The following is a 20,271-nucleotide window of genomic DNA, read 5'->3' as shown; positions in this document are numbered from 1 at the left end:
CCGGGCATGCCCGAATTGACCCGGCATAGCCGGTACGTTTCGGCATGACCCTCTTCGGTGACTCCTGTGCCGTATCGCGTGACCTGTTCGGCCCGGGACGGACGGGCGGGCAGGGCCCGTTCGGGGCCCCGGGCCCGGCGGCGGGCCGCCGGGCGCGCGGGACGGCGGGGACGTCAGAGGTTCGGGGGCGGGCCGTCGATCGGGCGGCCCAGTACGCCCGGACGCGTCTGCCAGGGCAGGGGTCCGGTGGGCGGCCGGTAGCCGACCCCGAGCGCGTCCAGGCGCCGGTAGTGGGTGGTCATGCGCCGTTCGAAGCCGGCGAAGTCCCGTTCCTCGGGGGCGGGCAGGGCGCTCCAGGCGACCTCGGCGAGGGCGGCGAGCCGGGGGAACGTCTGGTAGTCCACGCGCCCCTGGTCCTCCATCACCTCGGTCCACACGTTGGCCTGGGTGCCCAGCACCCGCGCGGCCTCCTCGGGGGTCAGCTCCGCCGGTACGGGCTCGAACCGGTAGACGTCCTCCAGGGTGCGCACGTACCCGATCGGCACCGGCTCCTCGGGGCCCGCGGCCTGCCGGTGGTCCAGGTACACCTGCTGCTCGGGGCACATGACCACGTCGTGCCCGGCGCGGGCGGCGGTCACCCCGCCCGCGTAGCCGCGCCAGGAGGAGACCGCGGCGCCCGGCGCGAGCCCGCCCTGGAGGATCTCGTCCCAGCCGATCAGCCGGCGTCCCCGGGCGGCGAGCCAGGTGTGGAAATGCCCGATGAACCAGCCCTGCAGGGCCTCCTCGTCGGCCAGTCCGAGGTTGGAGATCTGCTTCTGCGCGGTGTCCGAGGCGCGCCACTGGTCCTTGACGCATTCGTCGCCGCCGATGTGCACGAACGGCGAGAACGGGCCGGCGTCCGCCGGGAACAGTTCCAGGACTTCCTCGAGCACCTCCTCGTAGAAGCGCAGGGTGTCGTCGGTGGGGGCGAGTACGTTCGGATTGATGCCCCAGGTGTCCCAGACGGTCAGGGAGGCGGTGTCGACGACATCGGTGTTGCCGAGTTCCGGATACGCGGCGATGGCGGCCTGCGAGTGGCCGGGCACGTCGATTTCCGGGACCACGCTGATATGCCGTTCGGCGGCGTAGGCGACGATCTCGCGGATGTCGTCCTGGGTGTAGTGACCGCCGTGCGGCTTGTCGTCCCACAGCGGTGAGGCGCGGTGGCCGATTTTCGTCCGGGCGCGCCAGGAGCCGACCTCGGTGAGCTTCGGATGGCGCCGGATCTCGACGCGCCACCCCTGATCGTCCGTCAGGTGGAAGTGGAGGACGTTGAGTTTGTGCGCGGCCATCAGATCGAGATAGCGCAGCACGCCTTCCTTGGGCATGAAGTGCCGGGCGACGTCGAGCATGAGTCCGCGCCAGCGGAAGCGGGGGGCGTCCTCGACGGTGACGTGGGGCACCGCCCAGACCCGGTCGCGGCGGAGCGGCGCCCTGCGGAACGCGTCCGGGCCGAGGAGCTGCCGCAGCGTCTGGGCGCCCCGGAAGACACCGGCCGCGCTGCCGCCCTCGACCAGGACGCCGCCGGGGTCGCTGACGAGGCGGTACTCCTCGGGGCCCAGCCGGGGATCGAGCCGGAGCCCGATGCCGTCGCCGTCGGTGTCGTCGAGTTCGCGCGCCTCGCGCAGCGGCAGGCCGGTCGCCTGCCACAGGACGGTGCGCAGCCACTGGCCGACGCCCTCCGTCCCCCGGGCGGCATGGAGTCCGGAACGCGCCGTCAGCCGCACCTCGCCGGAACCGGCGACGACGCTGCGGGGCGCTGGAATCAGTTCGGTCACGTCAGTCCTTTACCGCGCCGCCCAGTCCGGAGACCAGACGCCGCTGCACGAGTACGAAGAACACCAGTACCGGAATCGTCATCACCGTGGACGCCGCCATGACCCCGCCCCAGTCCGGCTCGTCGGGTTTGTAGAAGACCAGCAGCGCCATCGGCAGGGTCGACTGCGAGATGTCGCTGATGATGAAGGACTTGGCGAACAGGAAGTCGTTCCAGGTGGAGATGAAGGAAAACACGCTGGTGGCCACCAGGCCGGGCAGGACGAGCGGGAAAAGGATCTGCCACAGAAAGCGCGCACGGCTCGCCCCGTCGATGTAGGCGGCCTCCTCCAGCGCCTCCGGAACGGCCTTCACGAACCCCCTGAGCATCCAGATCGCGAACGGCAGGGAGAACGCGATGTGGGGCAGGATCAGCGACCACAGCGTGTTCAGCTGGCCGAAGTCCCGCATGACGAAGAACAGGGGGATGGTGAGCGCTTCCACGGGCACCATCTGGGCCACCAGAAACATGATCAGCAGGGTGGTCCGCATACGGAAGCGGAATCGTGTCACGGCCGTCGCGGCGAGAAAGGCGATCAGCGCCGAGGCGATCACCACGGCCACCGCGACGACCACGCTGTTGAGGAAGTAGCGGCCGAATTCCTGCTGTCCGAAGACCCGCCGGAAGGAGTCCAGCGTGGGTGCCAGGGTCCACGGGCGCGGCTCGGACGACTCGATCTCACCGGCCGGTTTGAAGGCGCTCAGCACCATCCAGTACAGCGGGAAGGCCACCACGGCGGCGGTCAGCAGCGCCGCCGTCTCGGCCGCGAGCCGTCCCGGCCGCCGGACCGTCCGGCGCACAGGATTCACCCGGGGTTTCCGGTCCCGGCCCACGAGCGTCACAGTTCCTCCCCCTGGCGGCGCAGCAGCCGCAGATACACCAGCGTCACGGTGAGCAGGATCAGCAGCATCACCACGCCGATCGCCGCGCCGAGGCTGTACTGCGACGACGCGAACGCCTGCTGGTAGGCGTAGACGTTGAGGACCAGGTTCTGGCCCGCGATGCCGCCGCCGTTCGTCATCACGTAGATCTGGGTGAAGACCTTGAAGTCCCAGATGACCGACTGGATGGTGACCACCACGAGGATGGGCCGGAGCATCGGGGCGAGCACCGAGCGCCAGATCCGCCACTGCGAGGCCCCGTCGAGCGCGGCGGCCTCCAGCACCTCGGACGGTACGGCGCGGATGCCGGCGTAGACCGTCACCATCACGAAGGGGAAGGAGCACCAGACCACTTCGAGCAGCACCAGGAAGAACGCGCTGAGCCGCCCGTACGTCCACGAGTGGTCGCCGAGGCCCAGCACCCGGTTGACCGGGCCGAAGTCGGGGTCGAAGAGGAACAGCCAGACCGTGGAGCCGGTGACGGCCGGGGTGGCCCAGGCGCCGAGCGCGGCCAGCATCAGCGCGAGCCGGGGCACCGCCCGCACCCGGGTGAGGAGCACGGCGAGCGCGCAGCCCACGGCCAGGGTGCAGACCACGCAGGCCGCCGCGAACAGCACGGTGGCCAGCAGCACCTGCCAGAACCGCTCGTCGGCGAAGAGCTCGGCGTAGTTGCCGAACCCCTCGAAGGTGGTCGGCTCCCCGCCGCTGACCTGCGCCTGGGTGTAGTGGAAGAGCGAGATCAGGCCGAGCTGGTAGATCGGGTAGGCGAGCAGTCCGCCGAGGACGACGAGCGCGGGCGCGAGATAGAGCCAGGGGGTGCCCGAACCTCCCCGGGGGCGCGGGGAGCTGCGCGGGACGCCACGGACCACCCGCACCCGCCCGCGGTCCAGGTCCGCCGAGCCGGTGGGCGCCGTCATCCGGCGGACCCGAACGCCTCGTTCATCTTCTTCGCCGCGTCCGCCGAGGCGGCGGCCACGTCCTTCTTGCCGCTGACGATCTCCTGGAACATCGTCGGCAGGACCAGCGAGGAGTCGATCTGCGCCCAGGCCGGCGAGGCCGGCACGAACTTGGTGTCCGCGGCGAGCGTCTCGACGAACGGCTTCACGAACGGCTCCTTCACCGCCACCTGCTGCCGCACGTCGGAGAACGTCGGCAGGAAGCCCATCGCGTCGAACAGCTCGCCCTGCGCCTCCTTGGACGCGAGCCGCTTCATCAGGTCGACGGCGAGGGTGCGGTGCGAAGTGGACTTCAGCACACCGAGGTTGTTGCCGCCCGCGAACGCGGGGGCGATGGAGCCGGGCTCGACGCCGGGCAGCGGCACCACCGCGTACTGTCCCTTCACCTTCCCGGCCTCCACGGCCGCGTGGCTGAAGTCGCCGCCAATCGCCATCGCCGCCTTGCCCGAGGCGAACGCGGTCACGGTGTCGTTACCGCCCATGCCGGCGCACTTGGCGGCCGGGCAGTTGTCGTCGCCGAAGAGCGAGGTGTACGCCTCGATACCCTTGCGCGCGTCCGCGCCGTCGATGGCGGAGGCGTACGAGCCCGTCCTGCCGGTGGCGAGTTCACCGCCGTGGGCCCAGATGAACGGCATCGCGCCGTAGGTGTAGGCGCCGCCGACCGCGATGCCGTACATGTCCGGCCTGGCGGCGCGGATCTGCTGGGCGGTGGAGATCAGTTCGGCCTGGCTCTCCGGGACGTCCAGGCCGAGCTCGTCGAAGACGTCGGTGCGGTAGTACAGCGCGCGGACGCCGACGAAGTACGGGGCTCCGTAGACCTTTCCGTCGACGGTGACCGACTGTCTGGCGGTCGGGTCGGTGTCCTTGGCCTCGTCCCAGGCCGTGAACTCCGCGGTGACGTCGGCGAGTCCGCCGTCCTTCACATAGCCCGCGGTGTCGGTGTTGCCGTACTCGATGAGGTCGGGTGCGGACTCCGGGTCGTTGAAGGCGGCCTTGATGCGCTGGGCGCGGGTCTCGACGGGTATGTACTCGACGGTGACCTCGGTGTCCTCGTGCGCCTTCTCGAACGCGGCCAGGACGGAGTCGACGGCCCGTTCCTTGGGCTTGTTGTTGACTTCCTGGAAGAGCCAGACGCGCAGGGTGCCGGTCTTCTCGTCCTTGTCGGAGGAGGAGGTGCCGGAGGTCTGGGGCGCGCAGGCGGCGGTGGCGAGGACGGCCGCGACGGCGACCAGGCGGGCGGACAGCTTCATGGAGTTGCTCCTCCGATGGCACGTTGCAACATATGCAATGGCGGTTTCGCTGTGCACAACACACCGGAGGCTAGGGACTGGGTGAACCGCGCCACAAGAGGTCTCAACCACTCTGTGACCGGCGGGCGCATCCCGCGCAACGCGCGGGCAGCACAAAGGCCCCCAGGGCGCGCAAAACGCACCCCGGAGGCCTTCGGGCAGGTCCGTCGGTCCTACGAGTCCCTACGAGTCGTACGGCAGGAGGGGAGGGCTACTTGTCGCCCTTGCCGCCCTTGCCGCCCTTGTCGTCACCGGCACCCATGGACTCGTAGATCTCCTTGCACATCGGGCACACCGGGTACTTCTTCGGGTCGCGGCCGGGCACCCACACCTTGCCGCACAGCGCCACGACGGGCGTCCCGTCGAGGGCGCTCGCCATGATCTTGTCCTTCTGGACGTAGTGGGCGAAGCGCTCGTGGTCACCGTCGCCGTGGGAGGTCTGCGGCGTCGGCTCGACGAGGGTCCCCGTACCAGTCCCGCGCTCGGGCTCAAGAGTGCTCATAACAGCCAAGGGTACTGAAGCTCACAGCCATCAGTTGAGCGAAGGGTCGTCCGGATACGTGGCCACCATCGCCAGCTCGTTGCGCTGCCGGCGCAGCACCTCGCGCCAGAGCCGCTCGGGCGACGGCGAGGACACGTCGCCGGGCTCCGACTCCACCACGTACCAGGCGCCGTCCACCAGCTCGTCCTCCAGCTGGCCGGGGCCCCAGCCGGCGTAACCGGCGAAGATGCGCAGGGAGCCGAGGACGGAGGCGAGCAGCTCCGGCGGCGCCTCCAGGTCGACCAGTCCGATCGCGCCGTGCACCCGGCGCCAGCCCAGCGGCGCGGTCTCCCCGGCCGCCCCGCCCGGGACGACGGCGACCCCGAGGGCCGAGTCCAGCGACACCGGACCGCCCTGGAAGACCACGCCGGGCTCACCGGTCAGGTCCGCCCAGCCCTCCAGGATGTCGCCCACGTCCACCGGGGTGGGGCGGTTGAGGACGACACCGAGGGAGCCCTCCTCGTCGTGGTCGAGGAGGAGCACCACCGCGCGGTCGAAGTTCGGGTCCGCCAGGGCGGGAGTGGCCACGAGCAGCCGCCCTGTGAGCGAGGACACCTCGGTCATGCCAGACATGATCCCGCATCTCGCTCCCGCATGGGGAGGCAACGGGGGTACGGGGGTGAAGGCAGCTCAGGGCGGACGAGAGCATGCCCGGCGCACGGGGGTGGTGGTGACCGCCCGTGGCCGCCGGGGAACGGTTCGTGTTGTGACAGACCCATGACCGTCCCCCGCCCTCCTCGGGCTTACGGAAGGGGGGTGCGGGGCGATTACCCTTTCCCTTCTGGCCCCTGCCCCACTCCCCACGGAACGCGAGATTCATGACCGTCAACGACGCTGATGACGTACTGCTTGTCCACGGCGGAACCCCGCTGGAGGGCGAGATCCGTGTCCGCGGTGCGAAGAACCTCGTACCGAAGGCCATGGTCGCCGCGCTGCTCGGCAGCGCCCCGAGCCGTCTGCGCAACGTTCCGGACATCCGTGACGTCCGCGTCGTACGGGGTCTGCTGCAACTGCACGGTGTGACGGTCCGTCCGGGTGAGGAACCCGGCGAGCTGGTGCTCGACCCCACGTACGTGGAGAGCGCCAACGTCGCCGACATCGATGCCCACGCGGGTTCCTCGCGCATCCCGATCCTGTTCTGCGGCCCGCTGCTGCACCGGCTCGGGCACGCGTTCATCCCCGGTCTGGGCGGCTGCGACATCGGCGGCCGGCCCATCGACTTCCACTTCGACGTGCTGCGGCAGTTCGGCGCCACGATCGAGAAGCGGGCGGACGGCCAGTACCTGGAGGCGCCGCAGCGGCTGCGCGGCACCAAGATCCAGCTGCCGTACCCGTCCGTCGGCGCGACCGAGCAGGTGCTGCTGACGGCGGTGCTCGCGGAGGGCGTCACCGAGCTGTCCAACGCGGCGGTGGAGCCGGAGATCGAGGACCTGATCTGCGTCCTGCAGAAAATGGGCGCGATCATCGCGATGGACACCGACCGGACGATCCGCATCACCGGTGTGGACAAGCTCGGCGGCTACACCCACCGCGCCCTGCCCGACCGTCTGGAGGCCGCCTCCTGGGCGTCGGCGGCGCTGGCCACCGAGGGCAACATCTACGTCCACGGCGCCCAGCAGCGCTCGATGATGACGTTCCTCAACACCTACCGCAAGGTCGGCGGCGCCTTCGAGATCGACGACGAGGGCATCCGCTTCTGGCACCCCGGCGGGCAGCTCAAGTCCATCGCGCTGGAGACGGACGTCCACCCGGGCTTCCAGACGGACTGGCAGCAGCCGCTGGTGGTCGCGCTGACCCAGGCCACGGGCCTGTCCATCATCCACGAGACGGTCTACGAGTCCCGGCTCGGCTTCACCTCCGCGCTCAACCAGATGGGTGCGCACATCCAGCTGTACCGCGAGTGCCTGGGCGGCTCCGACTGCCGCTTCGGCCAGCGCAACTTCCTCCACTCCGCGGTCGTCTCGGGACCGACCCGGCTGCAGGGCGCCGACCTGGTCATCCCCGACCTGCGCGGCGGCTTCTCCTACCTGATCGCCGCCCTCGCCGCCCAGGGCACGTCCCGCGTGCACGGCATCGACCTGATCAACCGCGGCTACGAGAACTTCATGGAGAAGCTCATGGAGCTGGGAGCGAAGGTGGAGCTGCCGGGCAAGGCCCTCGCCTGACCCCTCGCCCACACGCCGATGGGGCGGTCACCACAACCGGGTGACCGCCCCATCGGCGTCGGTACAGCCCCTGAGGGGCGCGCCCTTACTTGCCCTTGGCGGCTTCCTTGAGCTTGGAGCCCGCGGAGACCTTCACGCTGTAGCCGGCCGGGATCTGGATCGGCTCACCGGTCTGCGGGTTGCGCGCGGTGCGAGCGGCACGGTGGGTGCGCTCGAAGGTCAGGAAGCCGGGGACGGTGACCTTCTCGTCGCCCTTGGAGACGATGTCGCCGACGACCTCGGCGAACGCGGCCAGCACGGCGTCGGCGTCCTTGCGGGTCACCTCGGCGCGGTCGGCCAGCGCGGCCACCAGCTCACTGCGGTTCATGTTGTTACTCCCGTGTTCTTCTTGCCGTTGAGGCGTGCCACGCGGCGGAGCCGCATGTCGGGCACGGCGAAGCCGATGCTGCCAGGTTCCTCGGTGAGTCCCCGGACCCGGGTCCGTCGTCAGACCCTCGCGCCCAGGGACGCATCCTGCCTCTACCTGCGGCGGTAGCGCCAATCCGGCACCCGCAGGAGTCGTGAGAACACCCGAGGGAGTCACACGAAGAGCGCCACGGCCTCCACACGGTGACGCTCCGTCCGCTTCCGGCAGCGGACAGCAGGGGCCGGAGCCCGGGTCTGGCCGCCACCCTAGAGGGCTGCCAGGACCTACGGGTTCCACGACGCGCCGGGTTCGAACCGGCCGTGGCGATCCTCACAGCCCCCGCCGCGTCCGGTGCTGCTACACCGCCGAGGCCGCCGCCGCCTTCGCCGCGTCGCGCACCGCACCGGCGACCGCGCCCGCGACCTTGTCGTTGAAGACGCTCGGGATGATGTAGTTCGGGTTCAGCTCGTCCTCGGTCACCACGTCGGCCAGCGCCTGCGCGGCGGCCAGCATCATCTCGGTGTTGACGGTGCGGGACTGGGCGTCCAGCAGACCGCGGAAGACGCCCGGGAACACCAGCACGTTGTTGATCTGGTTGGGGAAGTCGGAGCGGCCGGTGGCCACAACGGCCGCCGTCTGACGGGCGATTGCCGGGTCCACCTCGGGGTCGGGGTTCGCGAGCGCGAACACGATCGCGCCGTCCGCCATCGCGGCCACGTCGTCGCCGTCGAGGACGTTCGGGGCGGACACGCCGATGAAGACGTCCGCGCCGCGCACGGCCTCCTTCAGGGTGCCGGTCAGGCCCTCGGGGTTGGTGTTGTCGGCGATCCAGCGCAGCGCCGACTCCGGAGCGGCGTCGACCAGGTCCTCGCGGCCCGCGTGCACCACGCCGTGGATGTCGGCCACCACCGCGTTCTTCACACCCGCCGCGAGCAGGAGCTTCAGGATGGCGGTGCCCGCCGCGCCGGCGCCGGACATGACCACGCGGATGTCCTCGATCGCCTTGCCGGCGACGCGCAGCGCGTTGGTGAGGGCCGCCAGGACGACGATCGCGGTGCCGTGCTGGTCGTCGTGGAAGACGGGGATGTCCAGGGCCTCGCGCAGCCGGGCCTCGATCTCGAAGCAGCGCGGCGCGGAGATGTCCTCCAGGTTGATGCCGGCGAAGCCCGGGGCGATGGCCTTGACGATCTCGACGATCGCGTCGGTGTCCTGGGTGTCGAGGCAGATCGGCCAGGCGTCGATGCCGGCGAACCGCTTGAACAGGGCCGCCTTGCCCTCCATCACCGGCAGCGCGGCCTTCGGGCCGATGTTGCCCAGGCCCAGCACGGCGGAGCCGTCCGTCACGACCGCAACGGAGTTGCGCTTGATGGTGAGGCGGCGGGCGTCCTCGGGGTTCTCGGCGATCGCCATGCAGACCCGGGCCACGCCCGGGGTGTAGACCATGGACAGGTCGTCACGGTTGCGGATGGGGTGCTTCGACGCCATCTCGATCTTGCCGCCGAGGTGCATCAGGAACGTACGGTCGGAGACCTTGCCCAGGGTGACGCCCTCGATGCCGCGCAGCTGCTCGACGATCTCGTCGGCGTGGGCGGTGGAGGTGGCCGCGATGGTGACGTCGATACGGAGCTTCTCGTGGCCGGACGCCGTGACGTCGAGGCCGGTCACCGAACCTCCGTGGGACTCGACGGCCCCGGTGAGCTGGGAGACCGCTGTTCCGCTGGCGGGCACCTCCAGCCGGATGGTCATCGAGTAGGAGACGCTGGGCGCCGTTGCCATGGCCGACTTCCTCTGCTTTCACCGTGTCGCTGCGCCGCTGTGTGTCACAGCGTTGTGCCGTCCGATCGTCGCACCTACCCCTGAGTACGCGGTAGCCGCCCCGGATTGAGAACGTTTTGTTCGCCGGCCGACCGGGTAACGGCGAGCACCAGCGGCGCTTTTGGAATGTGGTTTCCACCATACGAGAGACAATCGGGGCCGGGGAAGGGCCCCGGGCAGCGAAAGAGGCCCACGTCACTTCCCGTGACATGGGCCTCTCTCACACGCTCAGTGGCACCGACCCGCCATGCTCGCCTCGCGGCAAGTGGTCGCTCGTAGCGACGAAGGTTGGGCCCGGGGGCTTGGATCGGGCCGGTGCCACACCAAGGCTAACAAACGGATCCGGTAAGGCCATTCCCCGTGACGCAAGCGCTTTTTCACGCGGCCGTCCCGCCGCGCCGGTTCAGTCCCTCAGCAGGTCCGGCACCCCGGCCGCGTCCGGCTCGTCGCGCTCCTGCGACACCACCGTGAGCTGCTGGGTCGCCCTGGTCAGGGCGACGTACAGGACCCGCAGGCCGGCCGGTGACTCGTCGGCGATCTCGGCCGGGGAGACGACGATCGTCGCGTCGTACTCCAGCCCCTTGGCCTCCAGGCTGCCGAGGGCCACCACCCGGTCGCCGAGCCCGGTGAGCCAGCGCCGCGCCTCCTCGCGGCGCTGCATGGCGACGACCACGCCGACGGTGCCCTCCACACGGTCCAGCAGCCGGGCCGCCTCCGCGCGCACGGTCGCGCCCAGCGAGTCCGCCACGACCGTGAACCGCGGCTCCACACCGGTGGAGCGCACCGCCCTCGGCGAGGTCGACCCGGGCATGGCGAGGGCGAGCACCCTGGACGCCAGCTCGGCGATCTCCGCCGGGTTGCGGTAGTTCACCGTCAGCTCGAAGCGGCGGCGCGGGCGGGTGCCCAGGGCCTCGTCGCGGGCCTGGGCGGCCTCGTCCGGGTCGGACCAGGAGGACTGGGCCGGGTCGCCGACGACCGTCCACGTGGCGTGGCGTCCGCGGCGGCCGACCATGCGCCACTGCATCGGGGTGAGGTCCTGCGCCTCGTCCACGATGACGTGGGCGTACTCGACGCGCTCCTGGGCGAGCCGCTCGGCCCGCTCGCGCTGGGTCTCCTCGCGCACCGGCATCAGCTCCTCCAGGCCGGTGAGCTGGTCCAGCGGGTCCATCTCCCGCTGCCTGCGGGGGCGGGCGGGGGTGCCGAGGACGGCCTGGAGCTCGTCGAGAACGGCGATGTCGTGGACGGAGCGCCCGTCCCGCCTCAGCGAGCGGGCGACCTTGCGGACCTCGCCGGGGTTGAGGATGCGGCGGGCCCAGCGGCCCAGCCGCTTCTCGTCGGCCATGGCGTCCAGGACGGCGGCCGGGGTCAGCTCGGGCCACCAGGCGTCGAGGAAGGCGGTGAAGTCGTCCTCGGAGGTGATGTCCTCGTCGAAGGAGGAGCGCAGCTCGGCGGCGAGTTCCGGGTCGGTGTGCCGGCCGGCGGCGCCGGAGCGCTCCCACAGGGCGTCCAGGAGCAGCTTGCGGGCACGGGGGCGCAGCAGATTGACCGGGGCGGTGCCGCCGAGGGCGGCGCGGCGGACGGCGGCCAGTTCCTCCGCCTCCAGTTCCAGGCGCCGGCCGAAGGCGACGACCCGCAGCCGGGTCGGCGCGTCGGCGCGTTCCAGGGCGCCCCGCGCGGCTTTGCGCACCACCTTGAGCATGCGGTACGAGCCCTTGGCGCGGGCCACCGACGGGGAGTCGTACAGCGTCGCCTCGGCGCCCTCGACCAGCGAGCCGATGGCCCGGACGGCGACCTGGCCCTCCTCGCCGAGGGAGGGCAGCACGCCCTCGGTGTAGGCGACGAGGAGCGGGGTGGGCGAGACGATCAGGATGCCGCCCGCGTACCGGCGCCGGTCCTGGTAGAGGAGGTAGGCCGCGCGGTGCAGGGCGACGGCGGTCTTGCCGGTGCCGGGCCCGCCCTCGACGTAGGTGACGGAGGCGGCGGGGGCGCGGATCACCAGGTCCTGCTCGGCCTGGATGGAGGCGACGATGTCGCGCATGGTGTGCGTACGGGCCTGGCCGAGCGCCGCCATCAGGGCGCCGTCGCCGATCACCGGCAGTTCGTGGCCGTCGAGGGACGCGGTCAGCTCGGGCCGCATCAGGTCGTCCTCGACGCCGAGGACCCGGCGGCCCTTGGAGCGGATCACGCGGCGCCGCACCACCCGGCCGGGGTCGACCGGGGTGGACCGGTAGAAGGGGGCGGCCGCCGGGGCCCGCCAGTCGATGACCAGCGGGCTGTAGTCCTCGTCGAGGACGCCGATCCGGCCGATGTGCAGGGTCTCGGCGATGTCGGCGGTGTTGTCGGGGCGCACGGCGCCCTCGGCGGGCTCGACGGCGGTGTAGGCGCCGTCGGGGCCCTTCTTGCCGTCCCTGCCGGGCAGCAGGTCGATCCGGCCGAAGAGGAAGTCCTCGTACTCGTTGTGCAGCCGGTTGAGGTGGATGCCGGCCCGGAAGACCTGGGCGTCCCGCTCGGCGAGGGCGCCGGGCGTGCCGACCTGGCCGCGCCGGGCGGCGTCGGCCATGAGGAACTCCGCCTCGTGGATCTTCTCCTCGAGGCGCCGGTACACCCGGTCCAGGTGTTCCTGTTCCACGCTGATCTCCCGGTCGCGAACGGAGTCGTGAACCGGGTCGACCGCGGATTCCTGTTGAGCCTGAGCGGCCACCGGGCCCCCTTCTGACGTGCTGGGCAGCCGTCAACCGTACGCGAAGGGGACCCCGTGAGGCTACGCGTCGACCTCGACGAGCAGCTTGCCGTCGAAGGTCATGACCTGGAAGTGGTCGATCTCGTTCGGCTCGAACGCGGCGCCGCCCTGGATGTACAGCGGCTGCCTGGCCTTGTCCGTCTTGGCGTCCGGCAGCCCGTAGCCCCAGTCCGGCACCGACCAGGACGTGACGGTCTCGCGCTCGCCGTTCTTCCCGACGGCGATCAGCGAGCACTTCTGCGGACCCGTGACGTTCTTCAGTTCGAGGACCGTCCCGGTGCCCCAGGTCTTCTCCTCCAGCGCCACGGTCGCGGAGACCTTGGTACCGGGGTCGGTGGCCGAGATCCTGTCGGAGGCCTTGTCGAAGGCGTCCTTGGCCGGGTTCGCGGCGAGCGTCTGCCCGGTGCCGCTCCTGGGCCCGCCCTCGTCGCCCCCGCCGCTCGCCGCCACGGCGACGAAGGGACCGCTGACGATCAGCGCGCCCGCGGCGGCCACCATGTAGAAGTTGCGGCGGCGCTTGCGGGCGCGGCGCTCGGCGACCTCGTCGACCAGCTTCTCCACCACGCGCGGGGAGGGTTTGGCGGACAGCGACTCGCCCAGCGCGGGCGTGCCGGTGCCGGGCAGGTCCGCGAGCGCGGCCAGCATCGGTTCCATCCCGGCCAGTTCGTCGAGCTGCTGGGCGCACCATTCGCAGGTCGCCAAGTGCGCCTCGAACGCGGTCGCTTCGGCGTCGTCGAGAATCCCGAGGGCGTAGGCACCGACGGTCTCGTGCTCGTTCGGCACCGGTGATCCCTCCATGGCACCAGACATACCCGTACCGCCCGTGCCGAATCCCTGGTTTCCCCCGTACACACCCATCACGCCGTCACCCCCCGCTCCTCCAGAGCCAGCTTCATCGACCGCAGGGCGTAGAACACCCGGGAGCGGACCGTGCCGCTGGGTATGCCGAGCGTCTGTGCCGCCTCATTGACGGTACGCCCTTTGAAGTACGTCTCGACGAGGACCTCCCGGTGGGCCGGGGTCAGGTCGTCGAGCGCGTCCGACAGCGTCATCAGCCACAGCGCCTTGTCGATCTCGTCCTCCGCGGGGATGACCTCCAGCGGCGACGGATCGACCTCCTGCGGCCGGGCCTGCCGGCTGCGGTGGCCGTCGATGACGATGCGCCGGGCGACCGTCACCAGCCAGGGGCGTACCGAACCGGTCGCCCGATTGAGCTGACCGGCGTTCTTCCAGGCACGGATGAGCGTCTCCTGCACGACGTCCTCCGCGCGCTGCCGGTCTCCGGCGACCAGCCGCAGGACGTAGGCCAGCAGAGGTCCGGCGTGCTCGCGGTACAGCGCGCGCATCAGCTCCTCATCGGGTTCCGAGGGCTGTGAGGACATGCGATGTCGGGCCCTCGATCCACGCTCATTGGCCACGGCCGCATCCTTGCGCACGCCCACCTCCGGTGTCCGGGGGATCCCCCAGTCGGTCGCTCGACAACCGGTACGGACGGTGCGGGTGGGGTGTTCAAAGCGAGGGGACGGTTTTCTGGGGGGACGAGGTGACGACCGGGACATGAGGCCACATTCCCCCCGCCACTTCTTTACATATCCGACACAACGACGGGACTGTGACGCTGCTCACGCCGTGAGCGCGGCGAACAGCGCTGTAACGGAGGTCACTTCGGCGCCCGATCGCTGCCCGCGCGCGGATACCGCCCCCCGGCGCACCCGAGGGGGACTCAGGCCCGCGCGAGCGCCGCGCGGCGGCGGTGGCGGGCCACCCGTTCGCGGTTGCCGCAGACCTCGCTGGAGCACCAGCGCCGCCGGCGCCCCCGGGAGGTGTCGACGTACACGATCGGGCAGTTGTCGCCCTCGCACTGCCGCAGGCTCGCCCGCGCGGCGGGGTCGGTGAGCAGGTCCACCGCGTCCCGCGCGATCACCGCGAGCAGGGCGGCCCGGCCGGGCGGACCGTCCAGCCCGCGCACCAGCGCGCCGTCCTCGCCCGGCACCGCGCGGGGCGCCGGGGGCGCGGCGCGGGCGAGTTCGTTGACCCGGGCGAGCGCGAGGTCGTACGAGGGGACACCGGGCGCGGGCCGGCCGCGCACCAACGACCCGATCTGCGCGCGCAGTTCACGGAACGCCACTGGCCAGGAGGGGTCGGCGTGGGCCAGCGCGGTGCCCTGGGGCACGAGCCCGGAGCCGGTGATCCAGGCGCGCAGCGCCGCCACTGAGTCGATCCGTTCGCCGGGATGGGCGGTCGCGAGCAGATCCAGGCAGATCCGCCCGGTGTCGAACCTCGGCTCGTAGGGCGCCGTGACCGTACCCAGTGCCATGTTCCTGCCACCGCCTAGGTTGGCCCCGCGCGGGGCCGGTGAGCGATCCGGGAAACCGTTCCCCTCCCACAGTGCCCGCCCGCAGCGGTCCCTGGAACCCCTCGCGCCGCGCTCACCCGTCCGCGTACTTCGACTCCGCCACCGGGTCCAGGGCGAGGCGGTAGCCGCGCTTGACGACCGTCTGGATCAGCTTCGGGGTGCCGAGGGCGGAACGCAGGCGGGCCATGGCGGTCTCCACCGCGTGCTCGTCGCGGCCCGCGCCCGGCAGGGCGCGCAGCAGTTCCGCGCGGGCGACGACCCAGCCGGGCCGCCGGGCCAGCGCCCGCAGCAGCGACATCCCGGCCGGCGGTACGGGCCGGAGCACGCCGTCCACCAGGACCGCGTGCCCCCGGATCTCCACCCGGTGCCCGGCCAGGGGCAACGAGCGGGCGCGGGCGGGCAGTTCCTGGCAGAGCAGCTGGACGAGCGGGCCGAGCCGGAAGCGTTCGGGCTGGACGGTGTCGATGCCGCGGGCCTGCAGCGGCAGCGCGGTGACCGGGCCGACGCAGGCGGACAGCACGTCGTGGCCGAGGGCAGCGAGCACGTCGTCGAGCTGCCCGCGTTCCTCGGCGCGCGACAGCAGGGACGCGGCGGCGGGCGCGCTGGTGAAGGTGACCGCGTCCAGCGTCCGGGCGACGGCCGCGTCGAGGAGCCGGTCGACGGGCCCGATGTCCTCCGGCGGCAGCCACCGGTAGACGGGCACGCCCACCACGTCCGCTCCCCCGGCCCTGAGCGACTCCACGAACCCGGGCAGCGGCTCACCGTGCAGCTGGACGGCGATGCGCAGCCCGTCGACGCCCTCCTCCAGCAGCCGGTCGAGCACTTCGGCCAGCGACTCCGACGCCGGCGACCACTCCTCGGTCAGTCCGGCGGCCCGGATCGCGCCCTTCACCTTGGGCCCGCGCGCCAGGATCCGCACCCCGCGCAGCCGCGCCAGCAGGTCCTCGCCGAGTCCCCAGCCGTCGGCGGCCTCCACCCACCCCCGGAAACCGATCGCCGTCGTGGCGACCGCGATGTCCGGGACCTGCCCGATGATGTCCTTGGTGGCGGCCAGCAGCTCGCTGTCGTCGGCGAGCGGCACGATCCGCAGGGCCGGGGCGTGCAGCACGACGGCTCCGCGCCGCTCCAGCAGCGCGCCCAGTTCGTCGGCCCGGCGCGCCGCGGTCACCCCCACGGTGAAGCCCGCGAGTGGCCCGTGGTCGGGGCGTTGTCGTTCGTCGTCCATGGCTCTCGTCCCGCACTCGAGTCGGCGTACTGCACGGAGGTGCGGCTCCACCTCCATGCCGATCGAGCCTGTCAACGATCCGTGACGGGCTCGGTTCGGCATCATGTCACCAGTGTTACGTCACACCCTGGCGTAGCTGAGCTGCGGCTTCTCCTCGGAGGCGGCGGTCGTGCCGGTCCGCCCGGCCGCGGGGCGGCGAAGGTATACCGCCCAGGTGACCGCGAAACAGACGGCGTAGCAGGCGAGGAAGGCGACGAACGCGCCGGTGCCGGAGCCGTAGGAGAGGAAGGACTGGCGGAAGGCCAGGTTGATGCCGACCCCGCCGAGCGCGCCCACCGCGCCGATCAGCCCCATGGACGCCCCGGACAGCCGCCGCCCGTACGCGGCCGCCTCCTCGCCCCCGAGCCCCTTGGCCAGCGCCTTCGCCTGGAAGATGCCGGGGATCATCTTGTACGTCGAGCCGTTGCCGAGGCCAGTCAGCACGAACAGCACCACGAAGGCGACGGTGAACAGCGCGAGCGACTTCTGCATGGAGGCGACGATCAGCACGGAGGTCGCCGCGCCCATGGCGACGAAGTTCCACAGCGTGATCCGCGCGCCGCCGTACCGGTCGGCGAGCGAGCCGCCCACCGGGCGGATCAGCGAGCCGAGCAGCGGACCGATGAAGGTGACGTAGGCGGCTTCGAGCGGGGTGCGGTCGAACTGGTTCTGCAGCACCTGCCCGAAGGCGAAGCTGTAGCCGATGAACGAACCGAAGGTACCGATGTAGAGGAAGGACATGATCCAGGTGTGCGCGTCCCGCGCGGCGTCCTTGGCGGCACCGGTGTCGTTCTTCACCGAGGCCAGGTTGTCCATGTAGAGCGCGGCGAGCACGGCGGCGACGGCGATCAGCGGGATGTAGATGCCGAGCAGCACCCTCGGTCCGCCGCTCGCCCCGATGATGGCGAGGGCGGCGAGCTGGATCACCGGGACGCCGATGTTGCCGCCGCCGGCGTTCAGGCCCAGCGCCCAGCCCTTCTTCCGCAGCGGGAAGAAGGCGTTGATGTTGGTCATGGAGGAGGCGAAGTTGCCGCCGCCGATCCCGGCCAGCAGGCCGACCAGTAGGAACGTGGAGAAGGACGTCCCCGGCTCCATCACGGCGAACGCGGCGACCGTCGGCACCAGCAGCAGTCCGGCGGAGACGATCGTCCAGTTCCGTCCGCCGAAGACCGCGACCGCGAAGGTGTACGGGACCCGGACCACGGCGCCGACCAGGGTGACCATGGACGTCAGCAGGAACTTGTCGGCGGGCGTCAGTCCGTACTCGGGGCCCATGAAGAGCACCAGCACGGACCACATCGTCCAGATGGAGAAGCCGATGTGCTCGGACAGCACGGAGAAGAGGAGGTTGCGGCGGGCGGTCTTCTCACCGGTGGTGTTCCAGAAGGTCTCGTCCTCCGGATCCCAGTGCTGGATCCAGCGACCGCTGCGGGCTGTCATGACGCCTCCACTGTTCTCCGGGGTGCGGACGGTGCCGCGAGGGGCTGATCCCGAAGGTAGGGAGGGAGCGTTTCCGGTCTGTGGCGGGCGGTGACCGGTAGGGAACGTTGCTCTCACCACCGGCGGGGGCGGGGTGAGAGGTGTCCGGCGCCGGGCGGGGCGGGGCGGTGAGGTGCCGGGTCCCGTCCGGCGCTGCGGGGACTGCGGGGACTGCTAGGTTCATGATGTCGTTTCCGTTGTCGATCGAGTGCTCGGGTCCGGGCCCAAACCGTTGCGCAGGGCCTGGATGGCCTTTACGGCGTTGTCGTCACCGATCTGCTCATGGATCGCGATGGCGCGGTCCACGTCGGCCAACGCGCCTTCGGTCTGCCCCAGTTCCCGGCGTGCCCGGCCGAGCGCCGCGTACATCTGCGCCTGCCATTGGGGAATGTTCGAGGCCTGTTCCCAGGCGACGGCCGGCTCGAGTGTCGCGATCGCCTCCCGCCACCTTCCCTGCGTGATGTGCAGCAGGCCGATGTCGCGTGCCGCCGATACCCGTGTCATTCCCGCGATCTCGGGCGACGGCGCGGTGGCCGGGTCGGACGCCAGTGTGAGTCTCTGCCTGTAGGCACGCAGCGCCTCACCCGGCTTCCCGGTGCGCTCGAGCGCTCTGCCCAGGGTGGACAGCGCGTGCATGACCATGCCTTCTCGGTCGTTCACGGTGCGGAAGCCCCTCATCGCCCGGGCAGCCAGCGGCAGCGCGCCATGGGCATCCCCGGCCTTCAACAGCGCCACCGCCAGGTACGAGTCGGCCCACGCCTGCTGTCGCAGGTCCCCGGCCGTGACCGCTTCCGCGTGGGCTCGACGGGCGCAGTCGCTCGCTCCCGCGGTGTCGCCGAGGCACGTGTTGTGCGCCCAGGAGAGGTAGTTCAAATGCGTTGCGGCGGCGGTATGGTCGGCCAGCTCGGCGGCGGCGTTGCTGGACAGGGTGAATATCCGGGGCCAGTAGCCCCAGTGGATCCAGCGGTCGGAGAACCAGTGCATGGCTTCGGCCACGTCGACCACCCGTTGCCACCTTCCGGTGGCGGCAGCCAGTTCCAGCGCGGCGAGCCAGCCGTCGGCCTCGGTCATCAACCATTGTTGTGCGGCCTCAGGGGAGTCCAGCTGCGCGCGGTCGTCCCAGTGCTCGGGGAGGGTCTTGTCGTAGTCCGGGTCGAACCAGCGGCCGGCCGCGATCGCCGTGTCCAACAGCCAGTCCACCGCTCGTGTCTCGGCGGCGGCGCGCTCGTCCTCGGGCTCCTCCTGCTCCAGTCGCCGTCGGGCGAAGATCCGGATGAGGTCGTGCAGCCGGTAGCGCGCGGTGAAACCCGACTGGAGCAGACCGAGCTCGACCAGCTCGTCCAGGGCGTCCTCCGTGTCGGCGTCCGGCAGCCCTCCCAGCACTGAGGCCAGTCGGGGGCCACAGTGCGGTCCCGGCATCAGGGACAGTCGTCGGAAGAGTTGTCGCGCGGCGCCGGACAGCTGTGCGTAGGACAGTTCGAAAGCCGCGGTGACCTCCAGGTCGCCGGCGGTCAGTGCGTCCAGACGGCGTTCCTCGCCCTCGAGACGGGTTGCGAGCCGGTCGGGTGACCAGTCGGGGCGGCTGGCCATGCGGTTGCCGACGATCCGCAGGGCCAGTGGGAGGTTGCCGCAGGAGTGCGCCAGTCGCGATATCGCGTCGGTGGCGTGGTCGGCAGTGGGTAGGCCGGGGATCAGGTGCTCCAGCAGGTGGCGGGCTTCCGTGTCAGGCAGTGGCGGCAGTGGGAGCCGGGCCACCCCTTCCAAGCCGGTGAGCAGCCGACGACTGGTGATCACTGTCAGGACCGCGCCGGTCGCCGGCAGCAGGGGACGTACCTGGGCCTCGTCCGCCACGTTGTCCAACACCACGGCGATCCGGCGCTCGGCAACCACGGACCGGTACAGGGCCGCCCGGTCCCCCACATCGAGCGGCAGCCGATGCCGGGTCGGCGCCAGGGCGCGGATCAGCCGTTCCAGAACGACGCCGGGGTCCAGCGGCCGTGCCTCCAGGCCGCGCAGGTCGACGAAGAAGTACCCGTCGGGGAAACGGTGCGACAGCTTACTGACGGCGTGCACCGCCAAGCTGGTCTTGCCGACCCCCGGCTGGCCCGAGATCACGACGATGGGCGCCGGCTCGTCCCGCGAACCGTCCGTGAGCGAGGCCAGCCAGCCCACCTCCTGGCCGCGGCCGGTGAAGTCGGGCACCGCGCGAGGCATCGCCATCAGCCCCGGGGCCGGTGCCGGGTTGCGGCGCTGACCGGAGCGGGCGGCCCGCAGTAGCTCGTCGCGACACTCACCGGTCAGTCGTAGCGCGTCCGCGAGTGCGATCACGGTGGCGCGCTGCGGCCCGAGGCTCTCACCGCGCTCCAGGTTGCCGATCGCTCGCACGCTGACCCCGGAAGCGTGCGACAACTCCTCGATGGTCATTTGGGCGGCATGCCGCAGGCGCCGTAAGAGCGCCCCTAACGAGCTGTCCAACGTCCGCTTCTCCGCCGAGTATGCGCGCAGGCATTTCGTACCGGCGGTA

The 20,271-nt window shown here is 71.2% G+C and carries 16 protein-coding genes; 1 reads left to right on the top strand and 15 read right to left on the bottom strand.

The genetic code is table 11. From position 1 onward, the window contains the following. Positions 1 to 173: 173 nt before the first annotated feature. From FHX78_RS21045 to FHX78_RS21020, 6 genes are all read right to left on the bottom strand, one after another. The gene (locus FHX78_RS21045) at positions 174 to 1,817 is read right to left on the bottom strand and encodes a beta-N-acetylhexosaminidase (RefSeq protein ID WP_145868974.1); all 1,644 of its coding nucleotides are present in this window, start codon (positions 1,815 to 1,817) and stop codon (positions 174 to 176) included. A gap of 1 nt (position 1,818) precedes the next feature. Next, positions 1,819 to 2,664, bottom strand: coding sequence for a carbohydrate ABC transporter permease (locus tag FHX78_RS21040; protein WP_145868973.1), 846 nt, complete (start codon positions 2,662 to 2,664; stop codon positions 1,819 to 1,821). A 29-nt stretch (positions 2,665 to 2,693) separates the two neighbouring features. Continuing rightward, positions 2,694 to 3,653: a carbohydrate ABC transporter permease gene (locus tag FHX78_RS21035; protein WP_145868972.1), complete on the bottom strand. Its 960-nt coding sequence runs from the start codon at positions 3,651 to 3,653 to the stop codon at positions 2,694 to 2,696. Continuing rightward, entirely contained in the window at positions 3,650 to 4,942 is a 1,293-nt protein-coding gene (locus FHX78_RS21030; RefSeq protein ID WP_145868971.1) for an extracellular solute-binding protein, read from the bottom strand. The genes FHX78_RS21035 and FHX78_RS21030 overlap by 4 nt, the downstream gene beginning before the upstream one ends. A gap of 250 nt (positions 4,943 to 5,192) precedes the next feature. Beyond that, positions 5,193 to 5,483, bottom strand: a complete 291-nt coding sequence (locus FHX78_RS21025) for a DUF3039 domain-containing protein (RefSeq protein WP_142195067.1) — start codon at positions 5,481 to 5,483, stop codon at positions 5,193 to 5,195. A 30-nt stretch (positions 5,484 to 5,513) separates the two neighbouring features. After that, a complete protein-coding gene (locus tag FHX78_RS21020) occupies positions 5,514 to 6,086 on the bottom strand; it encodes a YqgE/AlgH family protein (protein ID WP_167531811.1) in 573 nt (190 codons plus the stop codon). Positions 6,087 to 6,340: 254 nt separating this feature from the next. Here FHX78_RS21020 and murA point away from each other — a divergent pair, with 254 nt between their 5' ends. Then, positions 6,341 to 7,687, top strand: coding sequence for a UDP-N-acetylglucosamine 1-carboxyvinyltransferase (gene murA / locus FHX78_RS21015; RefSeq protein WP_145868969.1), 1,347 nt, complete (start codon positions 6,341 to 6,343; stop codon positions 7,685 to 7,687). Between the two features lie 85 nt (positions 7,688 to 7,772). Here the strand turns inward: murA and FHX78_RS21010 are convergent, their stop codons facing one another. The 9 genes from FHX78_RS21010 to FHX78_RS20970 form a co-directional block, all read right to left on the bottom strand. Further along, complete coding sequence (locus tag FHX78_RS21010; protein WP_004987462.1) at positions 7,773 to 8,054, bottom strand: HU family DNA-binding protein; 282 nt, start codon at positions 8,052 to 8,054, stop codon at positions 7,773 to 7,775. Between the two features lie 396 nt (positions 8,055 to 8,450). Continuing rightward, the gene (locus tag FHX78_RS21005; RefSeq protein ID WP_145868968.1) at positions 8,451 to 9,869 is read right to left on the bottom strand and encodes an NAD-dependent malic enzyme; all 1,419 of its coding nucleotides are present in this window, start codon (positions 9,867 to 9,869) and stop codon (positions 8,451 to 8,453) included. 442 nt (positions 9,870 to 10,311) lie between these two features. Then, positions 10,312 to 12,609 (bottom strand): HelD family protein, encoded by a 2,298-nt coding sequence (locus FHX78_RS21000; protein ID WP_145868967.1) that lies wholly within the window; start codon positions 12,607 to 12,609, stop codon positions 10,312 to 10,314. A gap of 60 nt (positions 12,610 to 12,669) precedes the next feature. Further along, entirely contained in the window at positions 12,670 to 13,431 is a 762-nt protein-coding gene (locus FHX78_RS20995; RefSeq protein ID WP_280117370.1) for an anti-sigma factor family protein, read from the bottom strand. Positions 13,432 to 13,505: 74 nt separating this feature from the next. Further along, entirely contained in the window at positions 13,506 to 14,090 is a 585-nt protein-coding gene (locus tag FHX78_RS20990) for a sigma-70 family RNA polymerase sigma factor (protein WP_037932079.1), read from the bottom strand. A 281-nt stretch (positions 14,091 to 14,371) separates the two neighbouring features. Continuing rightward, positions 14,372 to 14,965, bottom strand: coding sequence for a CGNR zinc finger domain-containing protein (locus FHX78_RS20985; RefSeq protein ID WP_145868965.1), 594 nt, complete (start codon positions 14,963 to 14,965; stop codon positions 14,372 to 14,374). Between the two features lie 112 nt (positions 14,966 to 15,077). After that, the gene (locus FHX78_RS20980) at positions 15,078 to 16,229 is read right to left on the bottom strand and encodes a uroporphyrinogen-III synthase (RefSeq protein ID WP_145868964.1); all 1,152 of its coding nucleotides are present in this window, start codon (positions 16,227 to 16,229) and stop codon (positions 15,078 to 15,080) included. Between the two features lie 120 nt (positions 16,230 to 16,349). After that, entirely contained in the window at positions 16,350 to 17,708 is a 1,359-nt protein-coding gene (locus FHX78_RS20975) for a nitrate/nitrite transporter (RefSeq protein ID WP_145868963.1), read from the bottom strand. A gap of 219 nt (positions 17,709 to 17,927) precedes the next feature. Beyond that, the gene (locus tag FHX78_RS20970; RefSeq protein ID WP_145868962.1) at positions 17,928 to 20,222 is read right to left on the bottom strand and encodes an ATP-binding protein; all 2,295 of its coding nucleotides are present in this window, start codon (positions 20,220 to 20,222) and stop codon (positions 17,928 to 17,930) included. Positions 20,223 to 20,271: the final 49 nt, after the last annotated feature.

The organism is Streptomyces capillispiralis (genome assembly GCF_007829875.1).
GTDB classification, from domain to species: Bacteria; Actinomycetota; Actinomycetes; order Streptomycetales; family Streptomycetaceae; genus Streptomyces; species Streptomyces capillispiralis.
The sequence above is the reverse complement of the archived record's forward strand: the minus strand, read 5'-3'. Positions and strand labels throughout refer to the sequence as shown.

What these genes read in the sequence shown, in the direction of transcription:
- FHX78_RS21035 (WP_145868972.1), bottom strand. Translation starts at nt 3,653, where the DNA reads ATGACGGCGCCCACCGGCTCGGCGGACCTGGACCGCGGGCGGGTGCGG.
- murA (WP_145868969.1), top strand. Translation starts at nt 6,341, where the DNA reads ATGACCGTCAACGACGCTGATGACGTACTGCTTGTCCACGGCGGAACC.
- FHX78_RS21010 (WP_004987462.1), bottom strand. Translation starts at nt 8,054, where the DNA reads ATGAACCGCAGTGAGCTGGTGGCCGCGCTGGCCGACCGCGCCGAGGTG.
- FHX78_RS21005 (WP_145868968.1), bottom strand. Translation starts at nt 9,869, where the DNA reads ATGGCAACGGCGCCCAGCGTCTCCTACTCGATGACCATCCGGCTGGAG.
- FHX78_RS21025 (WP_142195067.1), bottom strand. Translation starts at nt 5,483, where the DNA reads ATGAGCACTCTTGAGCCCGAGCGCGGGACTGGTACGGGGACCCTCGTC.
- FHX78_RS21030 (WP_145868971.1), bottom strand. Translation starts at nt 4,942, where the DNA reads ATGAAGCTGTCCGCCCGCCTGGTCGCCGTCGCGGCCGTCCTCGCCACC.
- FHX78_RS20975 (WP_145868963.1), bottom strand. Translation starts at nt 17,708, where the DNA reads ATGACAGCCCGCAGCGGTCGCTGGATCCAGCACTGGGATCCGGAGGAC.
- FHX78_RS20985 (WP_145868965.1), bottom strand. Translation starts at nt 14,965, where the DNA reads ATGGCACTGGGTACGGTCACGGCGCCCTACGAGCCGAGGTTCGACACC.
- FHX78_RS20980 (WP_145868964.1), bottom strand. Translation starts at nt 16,229, where the DNA reads ATGGACGACGAACGACAACGCCCCGACCACGGGCCACTCGCGGGCTTC.
- FHX78_RS21020 (WP_167531811.1), bottom strand. Translation starts at nt 6,086, where the DNA reads ATGACCGAGGTGTCCTCGCTCACAGGGCGGCTGCTCGTGGCCACTCCC.